The following is a 22,287-nucleotide window of genomic DNA, read 5'->3' on the forward strand; positions in this document are numbered from 1 at the left end:
GGCGGTCAGGCCCGCGCGTTCAGCGTCTCGCTGTACTTCTTCACCTCGTCCGGCGTCAGGTACGACTTCGTGCGCTCGAAGTCCTGGAGGGTCTTGGGCCTGTTGTCCTGGAAGCCGGTGCGGACGAAGTCGTCGCCCGCGACCGCGTTGAGGCCCCAGTTGACCGCCACGCGGGACCGGGCGGTCATCGTCGGCAGGGCCATCAGGTGGTAGCCGCGGGCCACCACCTGGGCGGGCAGGCCGTGGAGCTCGATGCCCAGGGGCTTGGAGACGGCGTCGGCACCGCCCAGGTCCACGACCAGGCCGAGGTCCTTGTGGATGTACGGCTTCAGGGGGGTGCCGGACATGCTCGCCACGATGTTGTCGGCGAGCACCTTGCCCTGGCGCTGGGCGTGCTGGGCGGTCGGCGGGCAGATCGCGTCGCCGCCCTTGGCGACGTCGGGCACCGCGGCCACGTCGCCGGCCGCGTACAGGCCGTGGTGGCCGGGGACGGTGAGCTGGTTCGAGGCGATGATGCGGCCGCGCACCGTCTCCGCGCCGAGCGTCGTGACCAGGGGCGACGCGGCGACGCCCGCCGTCCAGATGAGGGTGCGGGACGGCAGGGTGCGGCCGTCGGTGAGCTTGATGGTGTTCTCGTCGACGGAGGCCACGGAGGTGCCCAGCGAGAACTCGATGCCGCGTTCGCGGAGCATCGCCATCGCCTTGATGCCGAGCCGGTCGCCCAGCTCCGGGAGCAGGCGGGGGGCCACGTCCACCAGGTGCCAGCGCAGCTGGGCGGGGTCCAGACGGGGGTAGCGCTTGAGGGCGTTGGTGGTGAGCCGCTGCAGGCAGGCGGCCGTCTCCACGCCCGCGTAACCGCCGCCGACGACCACGAACTGCAGGCGGGCCCTGCGCTCCTCCTCGTCGACGGTGGCCGCGGCCAGGTCGAGCTGGGCGATCACGTGGTCGCGGATGTACGCGGCCTGGGCCAGCGTCTTCACCCCGAGCGCGTGGTCCGTGAGGCCCGGGATGTCGAAGGTGCGGGTGGTGGAACCGGCGGCGATGACCAGGTGGTCGTACGGCTTGACCGTCACCTCGCCCGTCGACCTGCGGACGACGCACACCTGGGCCGCCGCGTCGATGCCGATCGCCACGCCGGGCACGATCTTCGTACGGCGCAGGCGGCGGCGGAGCGAGACCGCGACGGACTGCGGGGTGAGGACGCCCGCCGCGACATGGGGGAGCAGCGGGAGATAGAGCTGGTAGTCCGTCGGCGAGATCAGTATCAGTTCGGCGTCGCGCGGGGAGAGCTTGCGCTCCAGCCGGTGCAGACACTCGATCCCGACGAAGCCTGCGCCGACCACCACAATCCTCGGTCGCGTCATGGTCTCACTGCTCCTTCGGTACGTCGGGAATCTTCTCCAGCATCGGGGCTCGGCGCCGGGGCCGCGCGTCGGCGGGGTGCGTTCGGGGGTGGCCGGGGTGTGTTCAGGGGGGCGTTCAGAGGGGCGCGGCGGGAATCCGACGGGTCGGGAAAGATCGGATTTTCCTGACCTGGTGGGATGCGGCACCACCCCGCCCAATTTCGGACACATCGGGTGGGACGGAAAACCCCGGCCGTGGAAGGGGGGTCTTCACAGGAGAAGGAAGTACAAACGCGAACCACTGGTACGGGGGAAACGCCTTGACCGACACCATCGAAGAACTGAGCCGCAGGATCGGCGCGAAGTTCGCGGAGTGGAGCACGGAGGGGAACGAACTCCAGCCGTTCGTCGACGAGTTGACCGTCCCACCGGTCCTGCGCCCGTACGCGGGCGACCACGGCGACGTGCGCCGGGAGACCGAGATCGCCCTGCGCCCCGTCTGGGCCAGGCTGCACCGCGGACTGCCGCCCACCCTGATGTGGGGATACGGCGGTACGGTGCCGGGGCCGACCATCGAGGTGCGGCGCGGCCAGCGCATCCGCGTCGCCTGGACGAACCGCATACCCAAGGGCAGTGAGTACCCGGTCACCGTCGTCGAGGTGCCGGTCCGCCCGGCGGGCGAGCCGCCCGCCTCCACCGAGCCCGGCCGGGGCGGCGCCGAGCCCAGCAAGGACGTCGCGGCCCTGCCCGCCTGGTCCGTCACGCACCTGCACGGCGCGCAGACCGGCGGCGGCAACGACGGCTGGGCCGACAACGCGGTCGGCTTCGGGGATGCCCAGCTGTCCGAGTACCCGAACGACCACCAGGCCGTCCAGTGGTGGTACCACGACCACGCCATGAACATCACCCGGTGGAACGTCCACGCCGGGCTGGTCGGCACCTATCTGGTCCGCGACGACGAGGAGGACGCGCTCGGGCTGCCGTCCGGCGACCGCGAGCTGCCGCTGATCCTCGCCGACCGCAACCTCGACACCGACGCGGACGGCCGGCTCAACGGGCGGCTGCTGCACAAGACGGTGATCGTCGACCCGGAGAACTCCGAGACCAAGAAGCCCGTGACGCTGCCCTTCACCGGCCCGTACACCACGGTCAACGGCCGCATCTGGCCGTACCAGGACGTGGCCGCCGACTGGTACCGCTACCGCCTCGTCAACGCCTCCAACGCCCGCGTCTACGACCTCGTCCTGGTCGACGAGGACAACGAACCGGTCCCCGGCGTCCTCCACCAGATCGGCAGCGACGGCGGCCTGCTGCCGCACCCGGTGCCGGTCGACTTCGACGGGGCGCTGCCCGCGCTGACCGTGGCGCCCGCCGAGCGGATGGACCTCCTGATCGACTTCCGGGCCCTCTCCGGCAGGCGGCTGCGGCTGGTCAACAAGGGGCGCGGGCAGCCCGCGGGGGTGCCGGACGCGGCCAACGACGTCCGCTACCCGCAGGTCATGGAGTTCCGGGTGGGCGAGGCGGGCGAGTGCGACGGCTTCGAGCTGCCCGCGGTGCTGTCCGGGTCCTTCCGGGCGTACGAGCACGCGGAGGTCGAGCACAACCACCGGCTGATCCTGCTCACCACCCCGGGCACGGTCGGCGGCGGCGGTCACCCGGAGATCTGGGAGACGGTCGAGCTGACACCGGAGGAGGCCGCCGGGATCCGGCTCCCGACCGACGGGATCGTCCAGGTCAAGGGGGCCGACGGGAAGGTGAGGACCTACCGGCGCACCGCCAGGACCTTCAACGACGGACTCGGCTTCACCATCGCCGAAGGCGCGTACGAGCAGTGGAGCTTCCTCAACCTGGGCGGACCGCGCCACCCGATGCACATCCACCTCACCGACTTCCAGCTGACGGGCCGCGACGCGTACAAGGTGGCGGGCTTCGACCTCGGGGCGGGCGGGACCCGGACGCCGGTGGAGTTCGACCCGGAGAAGAAGATTCCGCTTGCTCCCAACGAGCGCGGCTGGAAGGACGTCTTCCTGGTCCCGCCGGGGCAGCTGCTGCGGGTGATCGGGCGGTTCGACGGGGCGTACGGACGCTTCATGTACCACTGCCACCTGCTGGAGCACGAGGACATGGGGATGATGCGGCCCTTCGTGGTGATGCCGCCGGAGGCCGTGAAGTTCGACCACGGGGCGGGGCACGGCGGGCACCACTGAGCTGCCGCGTACGGGGGCTGTCGATGAGGGCGGCCCCCGTCCCACTGCTTTGACAAACCATACGGCCCTCTGCATAGTTATGCCCATCACTGCATGGGCATTGCGGGGAACGCAAGGGACGGGCACCGAGGTCATCGGCCTGTCCTCGAAGATCGCGGCCCGGCGCGACCTCGCCTGACCGTCACTCGTTACCCGTGAGACCTGCGGCCTCCCCGTTCCTCCGCGCGGGGAGGCCGCCGCACATCGACATCTCCGTATCCCCGCATCTCTGTATCTCTGAGGAGTTCCAGCTGTGAGCAGCAACACCGGTGAAGGTCGGCTCTGGGGCGGCCGGTTCGCAGACGGTCCGGCCGAGGCCCTGGCCAAGCTGTCCGCTTCCGTCCACTTCGACTGGGTCCTCGCGCCGTACGACATCGCCGGATCCCGCGCCCACGCCCGCGTACTGCACAAGGCCGGGCTGCTCACCGTCGACGAGCTGACCGGCATGCTGGCCGGGCTCGACCGGCTCGAAGCGGATGTCGCCTCCGGGGACTTCGTCGGTACGGTCGCCGACGAGGACGTGCACTCGGCACTGGAGCGGGGCCTCATCGAACGCCTCGGCGCCGACCTCGGCGGCAAGCTCAGGGCCGGGCGGTCCCGCAACGACCAGGTCGCCACCCTCTTCCGGATGTACCTGAGGGACCACGCCCGGATCATCGGCGGCTTGATCGCCGAACTCCAGGACGCGCTGGTGGGGTTGGCGGAGGCACACCCGGACGTCGCGATGCCGGGGCGCACCCACCTCCAGCACGCGCAGCCGGTCCTCTTCGCGCACCACGTACTCGCCCATGTCCAGCCGCTGTCCCGGGACGCGGAGCGGCTGCGGCAGTGGGACGAGCGGACCGCCGTGTCGCCGTACGGCTCGGGCGCGCTGGCGGGCTCCTCGCTCGGGCTCGACCCGGAGGCGGTCGCCGCCGACCTCGGCTTCGAGCACGGCTCGGTGGGCAACTCCATCGACGGGACGGCGTCCCGGGACTTCGTCGCCGAGTTCGCGTTCATCACGGCGATGATCGGCGTGAACCTGTCGCGGATCGCCGAGGAGATCATCATCTGGAACACGAAGGAGTTCTCCTTCGTCACCCTCCACGACGCCTTCTCGACCGGCTCGTCGATCATGCCGCAGAAGAAGAACCCGGACATCGCGGAGCTGGCGCGCGGCAAGTCGGGGCGGCTGATCGGGAATCTGACGGGGCTGATGGCGACCCTGAAGGCCCTTCCCCTCGCCTACAACCGGGACCTCCAGGAGGACAAGGAGCCGGTCTTCGACTCCTGCGACACGCTCGAAGTCCTGCTCCCCGCCTTCACCGGCATGATGGCCACCCTCACGGTCAACCGCGAGCGGATGGAGGAGCTGGCCCCGGCGGGCTTCTCGCTCGCCACGGACATTGCGGAGTGGCTGGTCAAGCAGGGCGTGCCGTTCCGGGTCGCGCACGAGGTCGCGGGCGAGTGCGTGAAGGTGTGCGAGGGGGAGGGGATCGAGCTGGACGAGCTGACGGACGCTCAATTCGCCAAGATCTCCGAACACTTGACGCCGGAGGTACGGGCGGTCCTGAACGTCCCGGGCGCGCTGGCGTCCCGCAACGGGCGTGGCGGTACGGCCCCTTCGGCCGTCGCGGTCCAACTCGCCGAGCTGAAGGCGGACCTGGCAACCCAGCACGCCTGGGCCACGGCCAAGGGGTAGCCCGTCCGGGGGTGCGGGTGGGGCGGGGGCTGGTGGTCGTCGTCGTGCGGGTGCGTCGTGGCTGATCGCGCAGTTCCCCGCGCCCCTAAATGCCTGCCCCCGTGGGCGGTTGACGCCGCCGACCCCCGCCGACCCCTTGGGCAGCGGGGCCGCCCCCCCGGGGGCGGGACGGGTGGGCAAGGGGGCGGCCCCGCTGCGGCACGGCCCTCCCCGACCGCATGCCCTCGCCACCGCCCCGCCCCATAGCCCGCTCTGAGACATCCATGTCTCACGCGGGCTATGCTCGTCTCATGACAGTCGACCGCGAGCGCGTCCTCCGTACCGCCGCCGCCCTCCTCACCCGGAAGGCGACCTCCACCATGGACGAGGTCGCCAAGGCCGCCGGCATCGGACGGGCCACCCTGCACCGGCACTTCGCCGGCCGCGACGCCCTCATCAGGGCGCTCGAAGAGTTCGGGCTGAGCGAGCTGGACGCGGCACTCGACGCCGCCGACCTCGACGAGGGGCGGGCCACGGACGCCGTCCGCCGCCTCGTCGCAGAGGTCGAGCCGGTCGCCGGACTGTTCGCCTTCCTCATCACCGAGAACCAGCTCTTCGAGGCGAACCAGAACCCCGGCTGGGCCCGCGTCGACGCCCGACTGGCCGCCCTGTTCCGGCGCGGCCAGGAGAGCGGCGAGTTCCGCATCGACCTCAGCCCGGCCTGGCTGACCGACGCCCTGTACGGGCTCGTCTCGGCCGCCGCCTGGTCCGTCCAGGACGGGCGGAGCGCCGCGAAGGACTTCCAGCACATGATCGTCGAGTTGCTGCTCGGCGGCGCACGACGGAGCGTGGAGAAATGACAAGCACCGACCAGCAGCATCCGGCCGCCGGGCCCGGCCACGGAGGCATAGCCAGCCCCGGCCGCTGGCTCGCGCTCGCCGTGCTCGTCTTCGCCGTGCTCCTGGTGGCCGTCGACGCCACCGTGCTCGGCCTCGCGACGCCGTTCCTGAGCGAGGACCTCAAGCCCTCGGGCACCCAGCTCCTGTGGATCGGCGACGTCTACTCGTTCATCATCGCGGGCCTGCTGGTCTCGATGGGCAGCCTCGGCGACCGCATCGGCCGCAAGAAGCTGCTGCTCACGGGTGCCGTCGCGTTCGGTGCGGTGTCGGTGCTCAACGCGTACGCCACCAGCCCCGAGATGATGATCGTCGCCCGTGCGCTGCTCGGTGTCGCCGGTGCGACGCTCATGCCGTCCACGCTCGCGCTGATCCGCAACATCTTCCACGACCCCAAGGAGCGCAGCCTCGCCGTCGGCATCTGGGGCGCCGCCGCCTCGGCCGGCGCCGCGGTCGGCCCCGTGGTCGGCGGATTCCTCCTGGAGAACTTCTGGTGGGGTTCGGTCTTCCTCATCAACCTCCCCGTGATGGCCGTCCTCGTCGTCGTCGGCATCAAGCTGCTGCCCGAGTCCAAGGACCCCTCGCCGGGCCCGTGGGACATGCTGAGCGTGCTGCTCTCGCTCGTCGGCATGGTCGCCGTCGTGTACGCGATCAAGGAAGCGGCGGTGCACGGCTTCCGCTGGGACATCGCCGTGTCGGCGGTGGTCGGCGTGGGCGCGCTGGTCTGGTTCGTACGGCGCCAGCGCAGACTGCCGTCCCCGCTGCTCGACATGCGGCTCTTCCAGCACAAGGGCTTCTCCGGCGCCGTACTGGCCGACCTGCTGACCATCCTCGGCCTCTCCGGACTGGTCTTCTTCCTCTCCCAGTTCCTCCAGCTGGTCCAGGAGCGCTCCCCGCTGAACGCCGGACTCATCGAGCTCCCGGCGGCCGTCGGCGCGGTGGGCGCGGGCCTCACGGCCGGATTCCTGGCCCGCCGTACGTCGGTACGCCTCGCGGTGTCCGGCGGACTGACCGCCGTCGGCCTCTCCCTCCTCGCGTGCACGCTGTTCACCTCCGACACCGGGGTGGTCGCGCTCGGCTGTGCGCTGTTCCTCGGCGGACTCGGCGCGGGACTCGCCTTCACGGTCACCGCCGACGTCATCCTCTCCAGCGTCCCCAAGGAGCAGGCGGGCGCCGCGTCCGCCGTTTCCGAGACGGCGTACGAACTCGGCGCGGCCCTCGGCATCGCCCTGCTCGGCTCCATCGTGACCGGCATCTACCGGGGCTTCCCGGTCCCGGCGGGGGTCCCCGCCGACGTGGCGGCCTCGGCCCACGACTCGCTGGGCGGCGCCGTCGAGTCGGCGGCCGAACTGCCCAAGGACCAGGCCTTCGCACTCCTGGAGGCGGCCCGGGACTCCTTCACCGACGGATTCCAGACGGCGGCCCTGGCCGGTGCGCTGGTGCTGTTCGCCACGGCGGTCGCCGCGTGGACCATGCTGCGCGGCCAGAAGCTCGAAGAGGGCATCGAGCACTGACGTACGCGGTGTGTACGAGGAAGGGCCCCGCCGGAGTTTCCCGGCGGGGCCCTTCCTCGTACACCTGCGTGGCGACTGCCGTACGGTCAGGCCGCCTTGGCCTTCGTGGCGTACATGTCCACGTACTCCTGGCCGGACAGCTGCATGACCTCCGACATCACCGAGTCGGTCACCGCCCGCAGCACGTAACGGTCGCGGTCCATGCCCTCGTACCGCGAGAACTCCATCGGCTCGCCGAACCGGACCGTCACCTTGCCGGGGCGCGGCAGACCCGAGCCGCCCGGCTGGATCTTGTCGGTGCCGATCATCGCGAAGGGGACCACCGGCGCACCGGTCATCAGCGTGAGGCGCGCGATGCCGGTACGGCCCCGGTACAGCCGGCCGTCGGGGGAGCGGGTGCCCTCGGGGTAGATGGAGAACATCTTGCCCTCCTCCAGCACCCGGCGGCCGGTCATCAGCGCCGCGACGCCGCCGCGCCCGCCGTCCCGGTCCACCGGGATCATGCCGCAGCTGGTGAAGAACCAGGCCATCAGACGGCCCTTGAAGCCCTTGCCCGTCACGTACTCGTCCTTGCCGATGTAGTGGACCGGGCGGTCCAGACAGATCGGCATGATCATCGAGTCGATGAAGGTGAGGTGGTTTCCGGCGAGAATGACCGGCCCCGTCCCGGGGATGTTCTCAGCGCCTTCCACCTGGGGGCGGAACATCAGGCGCAGGATCGGTCCGAGCACTGCCTTGATGAGCGCGAGACGGGACAACGGTTCCTCCGAAGTCGGTGAGTTTCAGGCTGGAAGCTTCAGGCCCGCGCGGGTTCCGCGCAGGTGAGGACGATACTCGCGGGTTGCCGCTGATCGCACATCGGGTTCATCAGGTGGATACGCAGTGTTGACGTGTGTTTCCACTGCGTTCCGTCCCAGGTCTCCCCTCTGTAATGCGTAGCCGCCTACCATCGGGCCCCACTGAGGCAGGGGCCGGTCAAGAGCAGGTCAAGGGCCGGTCAGGACAACGAGGAGCTTTCATGACACAAGGTGCGGAATTCGGTCCCGGGCGGCGCGCGCTGCTGGGCGCCGCGGTGCTGGGCGCCTCGGGCGCCGCCCTCGGGCTCTCCGGTACGGCGAGTGCCGCGAGCCCCGCGAGAAGTGGCCACGGTCACGGCGGACCGGCCTACCGGAACCTGCCCGTACCGACCGTCGTGGCCCACCGCGGCGCCAGCGGCTACCGCCCCGAGCACACCCTCGGCTCGTACCAGCTCGCCCTCGACATGGGCGCGCACGTGATCGAGCAGGACCTGGTCCCCACCAAGGACGGTCACCTGGTCTGCCGCCACGAGAACGACATCACCGGCACGACCGACGTCGCCGCACACCCCGAGTTCGCCTCCCGCAGGACGACGAAGAAGGTCGACGGGGCCGAGCTGACCGGCTGGTTCACCGAGGACTTCACCCTCGCCGAGCTCAAGACCCTGCGGGCGAAGGAACGCATCCCCGCCGTGCGCCAGGAGAACACCCTCTACGACGGCCGCTGGCAGATACCCACCTTCGAGGAGGTGCTGCGCTGGGCCGAGCAGGAGGGCCGCAGGCGCGGGCGCCCGGTCTGGCTGCACGTCGAGACCAAGCACCCCAGTTACTTCCGGGGCCTGGGTCTCGGTCTGGAGGAGCCGCTCGCCCGCCTGCTGCGCAAGTACGGCCGGCACAAGAAGGACTCCACGACCTTCCTCCAGTCCTTCGAGCCGAGCAGCATACAGCGGATGGCGAAGCTGGTGGCGGGGCCGCGCGTCGTCCTGCTCGGCGGCCGCACCGACAGGCCCTGGGACTTCGTCCAGTCCGGCGACCCGCGCACCGTCGCCGACCTGGTCGAGCCCGCGGGGCTGAAGTGGATCTCCGGCTTCGCGCAGGGCATCGGCCCGAGCCTGGACCTGGTCATTCCGCGTGACGCGGCGGGCAAGCTGGGCAGGCCGACCACGCTCGTACGGGACGCGCACGCCAGGGGCCTGGTCCTGCACCCGTACACGATGCGCAACGAGAACAGCTTCCTGCCCGCGGACTTCCGCCGCGGCACCGACCCGGCCGCCTACGGCGACGTCTTCGGCGCCTTCAAGGCGTACTTCGCGACCGGCATCGACGGCATCTTCTCGGACAACGCGGACACGGCGCTGCTCGCCGCCGCGGACTTCAGGGCGTAATCGATTCGTTACCCGTACGGGTGAGACGGGCCCCCACCGGCAACCGGCCCCGCCGACGGGCGCGTCCCGCCGGGCATGGATCTACTGCTGCAAGAGGTGCAGGCCCTGGCTCCGCTGCTCGCCGCCGAGGCCGCGGCGGAGGCGCCGGGTGCGGGGGTCGAGGCCGCCGATCTCGAACAGGCCGTCTGGGTGCGGCTGTTGGAGCACCCGGACGGGGTGCCCGCGGAGCCGGCCGACTGGCTGCGGGGCGCGGTACGTGCCGAGGCGCGGCTCGCCAGGCGCCGCGCGCTGCGCGAACTGCCGTACGCCGCCGAGCCGCCGGCGGCGTACGACAGCGGCCCCGAACCCGAGGTGCTCGCCGCCGAACGGCGCCGGGCGCTGCGGGCCGCCGTCCGCCGCCTCCCGGCGCGCTGCCGCCCCCTGCTCGCCCTCCTGCTCTCCCCGACCGACCCCACCTACCGGGAAATCGCAGGGGAGTTGGGAATGTCACAAGGGAGTTTGGGGCCCATGCGTTCCCGTTGCCTTGGATGCCTGCGCAGAATGCTCGCGGCGGAGCTGGCTGAGGTTGCGCCCCCTGCGCGCAGGGGAATGGAGCCGTAGAACCAGCCGGTGGAGCGGGCGAGCAGGAGGCAGCACATGGGCACGAGCGTGATCATCTCTGCGGTGGCGGGCGAGCGGGACGCCGAGCAGATCCTCAAACTCCAGTACCTCTGCTACCAGAGCGAGGCGGAGCTCTACGACGACTACACGATCGAGCCCCTCACCCAGACCCTCGTGGATCTGACGGCCGAACTCGGCCGGGGGTACGCACTGGTGGCCCGCCTCGGCGACGAAGTCGTGGGCTCGGTAAGGGCGGTGGTCGACGAGGGCGGCACGGCGCGGATCGCGAAGCTGATCGTGCACCCGAGGATGCGGCGGCACGGGCTGGGCGGGCGGCTCCTCGCCGCCATAGAGGGTCACTTGACGGCGGAACTGGCGGCGAAGCGCTTCCGGCTCTTCACCGGGCACCGCAGTGAGACGAACCTGCGGCTCTACCGGAGCAGGGGGTACGCGACGGTGTCGAAGGAACAGGCGGGGCCGAGGCTGACGGTGGTCACGCTGGAGAAGGAGGCGGAGGCGGGAGCCTTCGCCGCGAGCGCGTAGGCGATCGTGAGGGGGCGTGCCGCAGTGGGGGCCGCCCCCTTGCCCACCCTTCCCCAAGCTCTTAAGGAGCAGGGGAGACCCCACTGCCCCCGGGGGGGCGGCCCCGCTGCCCAAGGCGGCTGGGGGGTAGGGGGCAGGCATTTAGGGGCGCGGGGAACTGCGCGGCCAGCCACGACGCACCCGCACGAAGACCACCGGCCGCCCTCGCCCGTCCAACGGCGCGCCCCCGCTACCGCCGCCTACGCAGCCACATCAGCCCGGTGACCGGCAGGATCACGGGGATCAGCAAGTACCCCGCCCCGTACTTCGACCACACGGTCGCGTCCGGGAACGACCCCGGTGAAACGACCGTCCACGTCCCCACCACGAGCACGCCCAGCAGCTCCACCGCGCAGCACCCCAGTGCCACCCGCCGAGCCGTCTCCCCGCCCCGTACCAGCGTGTACGTGATGAACGCGTAGACCACCGCGGCCACCGCCGACAGCGTGTACGCCAGCGGCGCCCGGTCGAACTCGGTCGCGATCTGGTACGCCGAGCGCGACACCGCGCCCACCGACATCACCCCGTACAGCCACACCAGCAGCAGCCCGGGTCCCTTGACCAGGCGCTTGCGCTCGCCCGGTGCCGTCTCGGCGGTCATCAGCCGCTCCAGATGTCGTACAGCCGGACTTCGAGCACGGCCAGCACGACCGCGCCCGCCGCCACCGTGATCGAGCCCCACCTGGTCCGCTCGGCGAGCGACATGAACCCGGCGGCCGGGACCGCGGCGAACGCGCCGACCAGGTACGACACGAAGATCACGTTGCCCTCGGCCGGCTTCTCGCCGCGTGCCAGTTGCACGATGCCGATCACCAGCTGGGCAAGGGCGAGGACCGTCACCACGGCCATGCCGATGAAGTGCCAGTCCTTGGTGGGCTGGTCGCGGAAGGCGGCGTAACCGCACCACGCGGCGAGGGCGAGCGCGGCCACGGAGACCGCGACCGTCAGGGCGTCAAGCATGGAAAGGAGCGTACTGGGCGCTTCCGGGCGGCCGCCGCTGACCCCCGGTCCCGTCGCCCCGGGTCCCGGGCCCGCCGTGCGGCGTGGCGTTGGCCACAGCCGGTGCGCCGGAGGCCGCGCGAGGCAAGGCGTCCCACCGTTCCGGTGTCCACGGATGGACACTTCCTGTCCGCTATTCGGACAGGAGTGATCGGCTCGGACGCACGTCTGGTTTACTCGTTCCCATGACCACGACGAGCAGCCGCACCCTTGCGACCGAGGCGATGATGACGCCCGGTGCTCGTTGTATGTGTCGAATGTGCGACTTCTGAGGGCCCCTGCCTGAGCCTCGCGCCCCGAAGCGAGACCTGGTCCGGCCGCGTTCGTACGCATCCGCAACGCCCGCGGACGTACGCATCGCGCCGCCCGCCCCGCGCGCCCCCCGGTTCCCCGAGATCTCCGAGCCGAGCCGTGCCGCGCCCCCGGACACCTGCCCCGTGCGCCCGGCGGCAAGAACCGCCGCGCACTCGACAACAGTGATGGAAACCCTGTGATCACCACTACTGGCCTGACCAAGGTCTACGCCTCGCGCGGCCGTGAGGTCACCGCCCTCGACGGCGTCGACCTGCACGTCCGCGAGGGCGAGGTGTTCGGCGTGATCGGTCAGAGCGGCGCCGGCAAGTCCTCGCTCATCCGCTGCGTCAACCTGCTGGAGCGCCCCACCTCCGGCACCGTGACCGTCGACGGCACGGACCTCACCGCACTCGCCGGACGCGGTCAGCGCGCCGGCAAGCAGCTGCGCGAGGCCCGCTCCCGGATCGGGATGGTCTTCCAGCACTTCAACCTGCTGTCCTCGCGCACCGTGCAGGGCAACATCGAGCTGCCCCTTGAGATCCTCGGCGTCTCCGGCAAAGAGCGCAGCCGCAAGGCCCTGGAACTGCTCGACCTGGTCGGTCTCGCCGACAAGGCGAAGTCGTACCCCGGTCAGCTGTCCGGCGGCCAGAAGCAGCGCGTGGGCATCGCCCGCGCCCTCGCCGGCGACCCGAAGGTGCTGCTCTCCGACGAGGCGACCAGCGCCCTCGACCCGGAGACCACCCGCTCGATCCTCCAGCTGCTGCGCGACCTCAACCAGCAGCTCGGCCTGACCGTCCTGCTCATCACGCACGAGATGGACGTCGTCAAGACGATCTGCGACTCGGCCGCCCTGATGAAGCGCGGCCGCGTCGTCGAGACCGGCACGGTCGCCGAACTGCTCGCCACCCCCGGCTCCGAGCTGGCCGCCGAGCTGTTCCCGGTGACCGGACAGGCGACCGGCCCCGGCCGCACCGTCATCGACGTCACCTTCCACGGCGAGAGCACCGGCCAGCCGGTCATCTCGCAGCTCTCCCGTACGTACAACATCGACATCTCGATCCTGGGTGCCGCGATGGACACCGTCGCCGGCCGGCAGATCGGCCGGATGCGCATCGAGCTCCCCGGTCGGTACGAGGAGAACGTCGTCCCGGTCGGCTTCCTGCGCGAGCAGGGCCTCCAGGTCGACGTGGTCGAGCCCGCCGACGTACCGGCGCAGGTTCTTGCCCCGGTCAAGGAGACCCAGCTCGTCAAGGAGACCGCGAAGTGACCTGGTCAGAGATGCAGCCCCTGCTCGAACAGGGCGTCATCGACACGCTGTACATGGTCCTGTGGGCCACTGTCGTCTCCGTGCTCGGCGGCCTGCCGCTGGGCCTGCTGCTCGTCCTCACCGACAAGGGCGGCCTGCTCCAGAACACGGTGGTCAACAAGATCGTCGGCGTGATCGTGAACATCGGCCGGTCGCTGCCGTTCATCGTGCTGCTGATCGCGCTGATCCCCTTCACGACCCTGGTGGTCGGCACGTTCATCGGCCCCAGCGCCATGGTGGTGCCGCTCGCCATCGGCGCCATCCCGTTCTTCGCCCGGCTCGTCGAGACGGCCGTGCGCGAGGTCGACCACGGGCTCGTCGAGGCCGCCCAGGCCATGGGCGGCGGAGTGCCGACCGTGGTCTTCAAGGTGCTGCTGCCGCAGGCCCTGCCGTCGCTGATCTCCGCCGTCACCACCACGGTGATCGTCCTGGTCGGCTACTCGGCGATGGCCGGAGCGGTCGGCGGCGGCGGACTCGGCAGCGTGGCGGTCTCCTACGGCTACCAGCGCTTCGAGACCACCTTCATGCTCACCACCGTCGTGATCCTGGTCGTCCTGGTCACGGTCGTCCAGCTGCTCGGCGACGGCGTCGTACGCCTGCTCGCCCGCCGCGGCCGTACCGCCTAGGACCTTCCGGAACCACCGAGGACCTCCCCGAAACCTTCCTTCCGAAGAGCCCGCACTCCTTGTCCGGGCGAACCATCAACAAGATCAAGAAAGAGGCACTTTTCGTGCGCAAGAACATCAAGATCTCCGTTGCCGCCGCTGCCGTCACCGCGCTCGCCCTGGGCGCCACTGCCTGCGGCACCGCGTCCGACCCCGCCGCGAAGTCGGCGGACGGCACGACCGACACCAGCAAGCCGCTCGTCGTCGCCGCGTCCCCGACGCCGCACGCCGACATCCTCAACTACGTGAAGAAGGAGCTGGCCGACAAGGCCGGACTCAAGCTGGAGGTGAAGGAGTTCACGGACTACGTCCTGCCGAACACCGCCACCCAGTCCGGCGAGGTCGACGCCAACTTCTTCCAGCACAAGCCCTACCTCGACGACTTCAACAAGAAGCAGAAGACCACCATCGTCCCGGTCGTCAACGTCGAGCTGGAGCCGCTGGCCCTCTACTCCAAGAAGGTCAAGGACCTCAAGGACCTCAAGGCCGGCCAGACCGTCGCCGTCCCCAACGACACCACCAACGAGGGCCGCGCGCTGCACCTGCTCGCGGACAACGGCGTGATCGTCCTCAAGGACGGCGTCGGCACCGACGCCAAGCTGTCCGACATCAAGGACAAGAAGGGCCTGGAGTTCAAGGAGCTGGAGGCGGCCACGCTGCCCCGCGCCCTGGACCAGGTCGACGCCGCCGTCATCAACGGCAACTACGCCATCGAGGCCGACCTCAAGCCGTCCAAGGACTCCCTGGTGATCGAGAAGGCGGACGGCAACCCGTACGCCAACTTCCTCGCCGTCAAGAAGGGCAACGAGAAGGACCCGCGCGTCGAGAAGCTCGCCAAGCTGCTCAACTCGGACGAGGTCAAGAAGTTCATCGAGGACAAGTACACCGGTTCGGTCGTGCCCGCCTTCGGTGCCGTCAAGTAGTAGATATCGTACGATACTTGTCGCCCTGCGGTGCTGAAGCCCCGTACTCCCGCGCGGAGTACGGGGCTTCGGTCCGTGCTGCGACCGTCACCCGCACCACGGACCCGGCCATGCACGGCGCCCGCCCCATGCTGCATGCTGTCCGTTCACGCCCCTTCGGTATGGAGCAGCGCATGACTACCACCTTTCCGGACGTCTCGATCAGCACGGACCGGCTGGTGCTGCGCCCCTACGAGGAGGCGGACGTCCCGGCGCACATCGAGATGATGAACGACGAGGCCGTCACCGCCTGGACGACCGTCCCGCACCCCTACACCGCGCGCGACGCCGAACGCTGGGTCCGCCGCATCGCGCCCACCGAGCGCACCCAGGGGCGCGGCATCATCTTCGCCGTCACCGAATTCCTCACCCAGCGCCTCGTCGGCCTCGTGCACCTCTCCCGCACCGACTGGCACATCCAGGCCGCGGAGATCTCGTACATCACCGCCCCCTGGGCACGCGGCGAGGGATACGCGACCGAGGCCGTGCTCGCCGTCGCCCAGTGGCTCTTCCGCGACCAGCGCTTCGAACGCATCGAGCTGCGCACCCCGGCCGACAACACCGCCGCCCAGCAGGTCGCCCAGAAGATCGGCTGCATCAGCGAGGGCGTGCTGCGCAACGCCTGGATAGCGCGTACGCGCACGGAGAACGGCACCGACGGAGGCTGGACGAACATCCGCACCGACCTGATCGTCTGGAGCCTGCTCCCCGAGGACCTCGAAGGGGTCGCCGACCGGATGGCGGACGCGGGCGGCTACGCGTCCGCCTACACCGACTGGAACTGAGGCAGGTCCAGACCCCCCGAGTGGTCTGGACCAGGTAGTCTCAGCCTCCCCCCACGATCGCTCAGGAGACAGACCACGATGGCCGACCGCGTCACGGTGATCGGCTGGGACGGCTCGCCCCTGACCGCGGCGGCCAGGTCCGCCCTCTCGGCGGCCACCCTCGTCGCGGGAGCCCCGCACCATCTCGCCCTGGGCGAAGTGCCGCAGGGCGCCGAGCGCATCCGGCTCGGCAGCGTTGACCTCGCCGCCCGCCGGATCGCGGGCCACCGCGGCACCGCCGTCGTCCTGGCCGACGGGGACCCGGGCTTCTTCGGCGTCGTACGGACCCTGCGGGCACCCGCCTTCGGACTTGAGGTCGAGGTCGTGCCCGCCGTGTCGGCCGTCGCCACCGCCTTCGCCCGCGCCGGAATGCCGTGGGACGACGCCCAGGTGGTCGTCGCCCATCGCCGCACGCTGCGCCGCGCGGTCAACGTCTGCCGGGCGCACACCAAGGTCGCCGTCCTCACCTCGCCGGGAGCGGGGCCCGCCGAGCTCGCCCTGCTCCTCGACGGCGTGCACCGCACGTTCGTCATCTGCGAGGAGCTCGGCACCGACCGTGAGAGCATCACCGTCCTCACCTCCGACCGGGTCGCCGACCACGTCTGGCGCGACCCGAACGTCGTCATCGTCATCGGCGGCAGCCAGGCACCCGCGCAGGCCCCGGCGCAGGCCGCCGCCCAGGGCGGCGGCTGGCTCGCCGGCAGCGAACCCGGCTACCCGCAGGAACCGCGCGGCTGGGCGCTGAAGTCGGACGAGTACGGCGAGGACCTGGCCGACGGCGAGACCCCCGGCCTGCGCGCGGCCCAGCTCGCCCGGCTCGGCCCGCGCGCCGGGGACCTCGTGTGGGACATCGGCTCCGGCAGCGGCGCGCTCGCCGTCGAGGCCGCCCGGTTCGGTGCGGCGGTCATCGCCGTCGACGAGAGCGCGGACGCCTGCGTACGGAGCGCGGCCGCGGCTCGGCGGTTCGGCGTACAGCTCCAGGTGGTGCGTGGCCACGCCCCGTACGTACTGGAGGACCTCCCCGAACCGGATGTCGTACGCATCGGGGGCGGTGGCGCACCCGTCGTTCAGGCTTGCGTCGACCGGCGGCCCGAGCGGATCGTCACGCACGCGCAGAACCGCGACGACGCCGAGGCGATCGCCCGCACCCTCGACGAGGGCGGCTACGCCGTGGAGTGCACGCTGTTCCAGACGGTCGACCTCGACCCGGCGGGGGACTGGGAGGAGCGCAGGCGGTCGGTGGTGTTCCTGGTGACGGGGCGCCGCAAGGAGCGCGCGACGCGGGACGCCCGTACCTGACCGGGGCCGTCGGCCGGCCGCCTACCCGACCGGGGGCCGTCCCGGGGGCGTTTCTGGACCCTCGTACCTGATCCGGCGGGACCATGTCCCTTTCTTCGCACGGATGTTCTGCCGATCGCTCCCCAGGGCGAGCGCTGTCGGTGGCGCGGGGTAGGCTGGCCGATCGTTGTACCGCAGATGGGCGGTTGGTGGAACGTTCGCCAATGTCTGGAAAAGGGGCCCTCTTTGGGGTCGCGTGCGGTACGGCACACCCGGGACGTGCGCGACGTGGCGCAGCCCACAGCGGGCCGTGGCAGTTCTTCCTGCCCCGGCTCCGAAGGGCCGCGACAATGCTTGGTGTCCGCGGAACCTTTCGTGCCGCGCGGCACCCCCGCTCGTTCAACCATTGACGGGCGCGGTCGTGTCGAGCGGTCGTTCCGGGCGACGGGGTCCTGCCGGCGGAAGGGAAGGCGGCCGGGCCGAAGAAGCGCTGGCGCTACAGATGGGCGAGGGGTACGCATGACTGACACCGGCCAGGTCCCGGGCGAGGGACTGCCGGAGAACGCAGGCATGGTGGAGCAGCCGGGCATCCCCGCCCCAGGCGCCTACACCTTCCTCGACCCCTCCGATCCTTCAGGGAACGCCGCAGAGTCCGGACTTGAGGACGACGACCTCCTGCTGATGCCTGCCTCGCAGGGCGCGTGGAGCGACCCGCAGGTGGTGCCCGCACAGGCTCCCCCCGCACCGGCCCCGCATCCCGCGGAGGCGGCCGCGCACTTCGCCGAGGCGGCCCCGCATCTCGCGGAGTCCGCGCCGCACCTGGCTGCGGCCGCGCCGCACCTCGTGGAGTCCGGTGCGCACGAGGCCGGTGGGCGGGACTCCGGTTCGGTCGACCTCTCGGGCGTACGGATGCCTCCGCCGCCCGCGTCCACGGCCGCGCCGACGCCTCCGCCGGCCCGTCGCCCGCTGCACATGGGCCCGCCCGTCCCGGATGCCTCGGGCGGCGTCGTGCGGTCGCTGGCCGACCGTGGACCCGCGGCGGTGCAGAACCAGGCCGCTCCGGTGCAGAACACGGTCCAGGCTCCTCCGGTCCAGAGCTCGGCCCCGGTGCCGGCGCAGAGCCTTGCCCAGGGCCCCGTGCCGAGCCAGGGCATCACGCCGGGCGCGGTGCCCGGCGCTCCGTCGGGCCTGCCGCAGACCCAGACCCCGCCTCGGACTCAGCCCCAGGGTCAGCTCCCCACGCCGGTGCCGATGCGCAATGCGGGGCCGCCGACGACGGGCCCCGAGTACCTCGACGTCCCGGGCGACGGGACCGCGCTGCTGCCCGGCCCGCAGCTCGGCGAGATCCCCTCGCAGGGCCCGACGTCGTGGACGCCGCAGCCGCAGCCGCAGGTGGCAGCTGAGGAGGCCCGGGACCCGATGCAGTCGGCCCCGATGCAGTCGGCGGCGGTGCCCGCGGGCTCGTCCGGGCAGTTCGCGCAGCCGCAGTCGCAGGCGCCGCAGGTACAGGTCCCGCAGGCACAGGTCGCGCCGGTGCAGGTGCCGGTTCCGGTGCCCGCGCAGGGGCAGTCGCAGGGAGCGGGCCACGCGATGGCCCAGGCCCCCGCCGCCCAGGCGGCTCAGGTCACGGCCCCGGCATCGGCCGTTGTCCCGGGCCAGGTGCAGGTCCAGGATCAGGCCGAGACGCATGTGCAGGTCCAGGCTCAGGCCCAGGTGCCGGACGAGGTGCGGGATCAGGCGGTGGACCAGACGGCGGAGGCCGTTCCGTCGCAGTCGCAGTCGCAGTCGCAGCCGCACCAGGAGCCTCAGGGCAGTACTGCAGAAACGGTCGTTCCGGAACAGGTCATTCCGGAAACCGTTGCTCCAGAGGTCACCGCTCCTGACGCCGACGCCGTTGCCGTTGTCGGCGCGGAGGGTGCGGTTCCGGTTCCGGCCGCTGAGGCCGACGTCCCGGCGGCTGCTGCTCCGGCGGTCGTCGCGGCGGAAGGGACCGTTCCAGGGGGCGCAGCCCCGGACGGCATCGTTCCGGATGCCGTGGTCGTTCCGCCCGCGAGCGCGCCCGAAGGCGCCGTCGCCGGAAGTCCCGCCCCCGAGAGCGCTCCGGAAGCAGCCACTCCCGCCCACGGGCACACGGCCCCCGAGGCTCCGGACCAGACGGCCCCTGAGGCCGCCGCTCCTGCCCCGGCCGCCGACGCCTCCGCCGAACCCGCCGTTCCGGAGCCGGTGTTCCAGCCGGGCCCGGCCCACGCCACCCCGGTGGTCCCGGTACCCGCCCAGGTTCCGGCCGGTGCGCAGGCGACGCCGCCCGCCGGGCAGTTCGTACAGGTGGAAGGCTCGGTACCGGTCGATTCGCAGCTGGCGCCGATCCCGGTGCCGCCCGTGACGGAGCCCGCCGCGGCCCCCGAACAGGCCGCCGCGCCCGCCGCTGCTGCGGCCCCCGAGCAGGAGCTCGTTGCCGTACCCGCGGAGGGTGTACCCGCACCCGCACCCGCACCCGCTTCCGCTTCCGCGGAGGCTGCGCAGGCCGCCCTGCCCGAGCCCACTGCCGATCCCGTCGCCGCGGCGGCCCCCGTCGAAGCGACTCCCGGACCCGACGCATCCGCGCAGCAGGTGCCCGAGCCCGCCGCCGTACCGGAGGAGACCGGTCAGGCCGGTCAGGCCGATGCCGGGGCCGAGCCCGAGGCGGTCGTCCCCCAGGACGAGCCCGCAGCCGCCCCCGCCGCAGGTGACGTACCGGCGGAGCCGTCCGCGACGGTCCCCGCCCCGCTGAACGGCGGCCCGGCCGCGCCGCTGCCCCCTCTGCCGGAGCAGTCGGCCGACGAGGCGGAGACGGCCGAAGTCATCGAGACGGCGGAGGTCATCGAGACGGCCGAAGCCACCGGGACGCACACCGAGGCGCCCGCCGGGCCGGTGGACACCGAACCCGGGCGGTCCGGGCCGGCCCGGACCGGTGCCGCGGACGCCGAGTCCGTACAGGAGGAGCCCGTGCAGGAAGAACCCGTGCAGGCAGAAACACCTGGCGCCGAGACCGACCCCGCGGCGGAGCAGCCCGCCCCCGAGACCCCGGCGGTCCCCGCCGCCCCCGGCTACGACGACGCCGAGCGCGAGGCCGTGCTGCGCGTCATGCGCGAGCGCCGCGACATCCGCAACGGCTTCCGCAGCGACCCCATCCCGCACGAGGTCCTGCTCCGCGTCCTGGAGGCCGCGCACCACGCGCCGAGCGTCGGCCACTCCCAGCCCTGGGACTTCGTCGTCATCCGCTCGGCCGAGACCCGCCGCGCGATGCACGAACTGGCCGCCCGCCAGCGCGACGCGTACGCCAAGTCGCTGCCCAAGGGCCGGGCCAAGCAGTTCAAGGAACTGAAGATCGAGGCCATCCTCGACACCCCGGTCAACATCGTCGTCACCGCCGACCCGACCCGTGGCGGCCGGCACACCCTCGGCCGCCACACGCAGCCGCAGATGGCCCCGTACTCCTCGGCGCTCGCCGTCGAGAACCTGTGGCTCGCGGCCCGCGCCGAGGGCCTGGGCGTCGGCTGGGTCAGCTTCTTCGACGAGCGCGAGATGGTACGGGCGCTGGGCCTGCCCGAGCACCTCGAAGTCGTCGCGTACCTCTGCGTGGGGTACGTCGACGAGTTCCCCGAGGAGCCCGAACTGCTCCAGGCGGGCTGGTCCAAGCGCCGCCCGCTGTCCTGGGTCGTCCACGAGGAGACGTACGGCCGCCGCGCCCTGCCCGGCGAGGAGCCGCACGACCTCCTCCAGGAGACGATCACCAACATCCGCCCGCTGGACGCCAAGGCGCTCGGCGAGGCGTGGGAACGCCAGAAGCGGATGACCAAGCCCGCCGGTGCGCTCGGCATGCTGGAGATCATCTCCGCGCAGCTCAGCGGTCTGTCCCGGGTCTGCCCGCCGCCGATCCCGGAGCCCGCGGCCGTCGCGATCTTCGCGGGCGACCACGGCGTGCACGCCCAGGGCGTCACGGCGTGGCCCCAGGAGGTCACCATGCAGATGGTGGCCAACTTCCTCGGCGGGGGAGCGGTCTGCAACGCGTTCGCCAACCAGGTCGGCGCGGAGGTCTGCGTGATCGACGTGGGCGTGGCCGGTGAACTCCCCGCCACGCCGGGCCTGTTGCCCCGCAAGGTGCGCGCGGGCACGGCCGACTTCACGACCGGTCCCGCGCTCACCCGCGAAGAGGTCCTGTCCGCGATCGAGGTCGGCATCGAGACCGCCCGCGACCTGGTCGCGGCAGGCAACAAGGCCCTCCTCACCGGTGAGATGGGCATCGCCAACACCACCGTCTCCGCCGCCCTGATCTGCGTCTACACGGGTCAGGACCCGGCCGAGGTCACCGGCCGGGGCACCGGCATCAACGACGAGATGCACGCCCGCAAGGTCGACGTCGTCCGCCGCGCGCTGGACCTCCACAAGCCGGACCCGGCCGATCCCATCGGCGTCCTCGCCGCCGTCGGCGGCCTGGAGCACGCGGCACTGGTCGGCTTCCTCCTCGGCGGAGCGTCGCTGCGTACGCCCGTGATCCTGGACGGCGTGAGCGCGGGCGCGGCAGCCCTGGTCGCCCGCGCGGTCGCCCCCGAGGCCCTCGCGGCCTGCATCGCGGGCCACCGCAGCGCGGAACCCGGCCACGTCGCAGCCCTCAACAAGCTGGGCCTGCGCCCGCTCGTCGACCTGGACCTCCGCCTCGGCGAGGGCACGGGCGCGCTGCTGGCGCTGCCGGTGGTGCAGAGCGCGGCGCGGGCGATGCACGAGGTGGCGACGTTCGACTCGGCCGGCGTCACGGAGAAGTAACCGGCTCCCGAGCCGACCGCCGGAGCCTCCGCCTGACCCTTGAGTTCTAGTGGTTGTCGCAACACCCCAGCTCAGGGGATGCGATGGAGTTCGAGATCCGGGAGAACCGGGGGCGGCCGACCGGGAAGGGGAT

At 71.7% G+C, this 22,287-nt stretch carries 17 protein-coding genes; 13 read left to right on the forward strand and 4 right to left on the reverse strand.

Going from position 1 to position 22,287, the window contains the following annotated elements; genetic code table 11:
• Positions 1-5: 5 nt before the first annotated feature.
• Complete coding sequence (locus ACH4SP_RS32630) at positions 6-1,364, reverse strand: NAD(P)/FAD-dependent oxidoreductase (RefSeq protein ID WP_398420247.1); 1,359 nt, start codon at positions 1,362-1,364, stop codon at positions 6-8.
• Positions 1,365-1,696: 332 nt separating this feature from the next.
• Between ACH4SP_RS32630 and phsA the strand changes: the two genes are divergently transcribed.
• From phsA to ACH4SP_RS32650, 4 genes are all read left to right on the forward strand, one after another.
• A complete protein-coding gene (gene phsA / locus ACH4SP_RS32635) occupies positions 1,697-3,550 on the forward strand; it encodes an O-aminophenol oxidase PhsA (protein WP_398420326.1) in 1,854 nt (617 codons plus the stop codon).
• Between the two features lie 292 nt (positions 3,551-3,842).
• Positions 3,843-5,270 carry an argininosuccinate lyase gene (gene argH / locus ACH4SP_RS32640; RefSeq protein ID WP_398420249.1) on the forward strand — a complete coding sequence of 476 codons (1,428 nt, stop codon included), beginning with the start codon at positions 3,843-3,845 and terminating at the stop codon, positions 5,268-5,270.
• A gap of 290 nt (positions 5,271-5,560) precedes the next feature.
• Positions 5,561-6,109 (forward strand): TetR/AcrR family transcriptional regulator, encoded by a 549-nt coding sequence (locus ACH4SP_RS32645; RefSeq protein ID WP_398420251.1) that lies wholly within the window; start codon positions 5,561-5,563, stop codon positions 6,107-6,109.
• Complete coding sequence (locus ACH4SP_RS32650; RefSeq protein WP_398420253.1) at positions 6,106-7,659, forward strand: MFS transporter; 1,554 nt, start codon at positions 6,106-6,108, stop codon at positions 7,657-7,659. Before ACH4SP_RS32645 ends, ACH4SP_RS32650 begins: the two co-directional genes overlap by 4 nt.
• 86 nt (positions 7,660-7,745) lie before the next feature.
• On the opposite strand, the gene ACH4SP_RS32655 is transcribed toward ACH4SP_RS32650, so the two are convergent.
• Positions 7,746-8,417 (reverse strand): lysophospholipid acyltransferase family protein, encoded by a 672-nt coding sequence (locus ACH4SP_RS32655; RefSeq protein WP_398420255.1) that lies wholly within the window; start codon positions 8,415-8,417, stop codon positions 7,746-7,748.
• 260 nt (positions 8,418-8,677) lie between these two features.
• Here ACH4SP_RS32655 and ACH4SP_RS32660 point away from each other — a divergent pair, with 260 nt between their 5' ends.
• The 3 genes from ACH4SP_RS32660 (at position 8,678) to ACH4SP_RS32670 (ending at position 10,984) form a co-directional block, all read left to right on the forward strand.
• Positions 8,678-9,841 (forward strand): glycerophosphodiester phosphodiesterase, encoded by a 1,164-nt coding sequence (locus ACH4SP_RS32660; protein WP_398420257.1) that lies wholly within the window; start codon positions 8,678-8,680, stop codon positions 9,839-9,841.
• A gap of 75 nt (positions 9,842-9,916) precedes the next feature.
• Complete coding sequence (locus ACH4SP_RS32665; RefSeq protein ID WP_398420259.1) at positions 9,917-10,441, forward strand: sigma-70 family RNA polymerase sigma factor; 525 nt, start codon at positions 9,917-9,919, stop codon at positions 10,439-10,441.
• A gap of 36 nt (positions 10,442-10,477) precedes the next feature.
• A complete protein-coding gene (locus tag ACH4SP_RS32670; protein WP_398420261.1) occupies positions 10,478-10,984 on the forward strand; it encodes a GNAT family N-acetyltransferase in 507 nt (168 codons plus the stop codon).
• A gap of 229 nt (positions 10,985-11,213) precedes the next feature.
• Here the strand turns inward: ACH4SP_RS32670 and ACH4SP_RS32675 are convergent, their stop codons facing one another.
• Both ACH4SP_RS32675 and ACH4SP_RS32680 read right to left on the reverse strand, forming a co-directional pair.
• On the reverse strand, positions 11,214-11,624 hold the full coding sequence (locus ACH4SP_RS32675) for a hypothetical protein (RefSeq protein WP_398420263.1): 411 nt from the start codon (positions 11,622-11,624) through the stop codon (positions 11,214-11,216).
• Complete coding sequence (locus ACH4SP_RS32680) at positions 11,624-11,983, reverse strand: hypothetical protein (RefSeq protein ID WP_398420265.1); 360 nt, start codon at positions 11,981-11,983, stop codon at positions 11,624-11,626. The genes ACH4SP_RS32675 and ACH4SP_RS32680 overlap by 1 nt, the downstream gene beginning before the upstream one ends.
• Positions 11,984-12,512: 529 nt before the next feature.
• Between ACH4SP_RS32680 and ACH4SP_RS32685 the strand changes: the two genes are divergently transcribed.
• From ACH4SP_RS32685 to cobT, 6 genes are all read left to right on the forward strand, one after another.
• On the forward strand, positions 12,513-13,583 hold the full coding sequence (locus tag ACH4SP_RS32685) for a methionine ABC transporter ATP-binding protein (RefSeq protein WP_398420267.1): 1,071 nt from the start codon (positions 12,513-12,515) through the stop codon (positions 13,581-13,583).
• The gene (locus ACH4SP_RS32690) at positions 13,580-14,248 is read left to right on the forward strand and encodes a methionine ABC transporter permease (RefSeq protein WP_398420269.1); all 669 of its coding nucleotides are present in this window, start codon (positions 13,580-13,582) and stop codon (positions 14,246-14,248) included. The genes ACH4SP_RS32685 and ACH4SP_RS32690 overlap by 4 nt, the downstream gene beginning before the upstream one ends.
• A 104-nt stretch (positions 14,249-14,352) precedes the next feature.
• Positions 14,353-15,210: a MetQ/NlpA family ABC transporter substrate-binding protein gene (locus tag ACH4SP_RS32695; RefSeq protein WP_398420328.1), complete on the forward strand. Its 858-nt coding sequence runs from the start codon at positions 14,353-14,355 to the stop codon at positions 15,208-15,210.
• 173 nt (positions 15,211-15,383) lie between these two features.
• A complete protein-coding gene (locus ACH4SP_RS32700) occupies positions 15,384-16,034 on the forward strand; it encodes a GNAT family N-acetyltransferase (protein ID WP_398420271.1) in 651 nt (216 codons plus the stop codon).
• Positions 16,035-16,112: 78 nt separating this feature from the next.
• A complete protein-coding gene (cbiE, locus tag ACH4SP_RS32705) occupies positions 16,113-17,372 on the forward strand; it encodes a precorrin-6y C5,15-methyltransferase (decarboxylating) subunit CbiE (RefSeq protein ID WP_398420273.1) in 1,260 nt (419 codons plus the stop codon).
• Between the two features lie 498 nt (positions 17,373-17,870).
• Positions 17,871-22,154 carry a nicotinate-nucleotide--dimethylbenzimidazole phosphoribosyltransferase gene (gene cobT / locus ACH4SP_RS32710; RefSeq protein ID WP_398420275.1) on the forward strand — a complete coding sequence of 1,428 codons (4,284 nt, stop codon included), beginning with the start codon at positions 17,871-17,873 and terminating at the stop codon, positions 22,152-22,154.
• Positions 22,155-22,287: the final 133 nt, after the last annotated feature.

Origin of the sequence: Streptomyces sp. NPDC021093 (genome assembly GCF_044333135.1) — a bacterium.
In the GTDB taxonomy this organism is placed as follows: domain Bacteria; phylum Actinomycetota; class Actinomycetes; order Streptomycetales; family Streptomycetaceae; genus Streptomyces.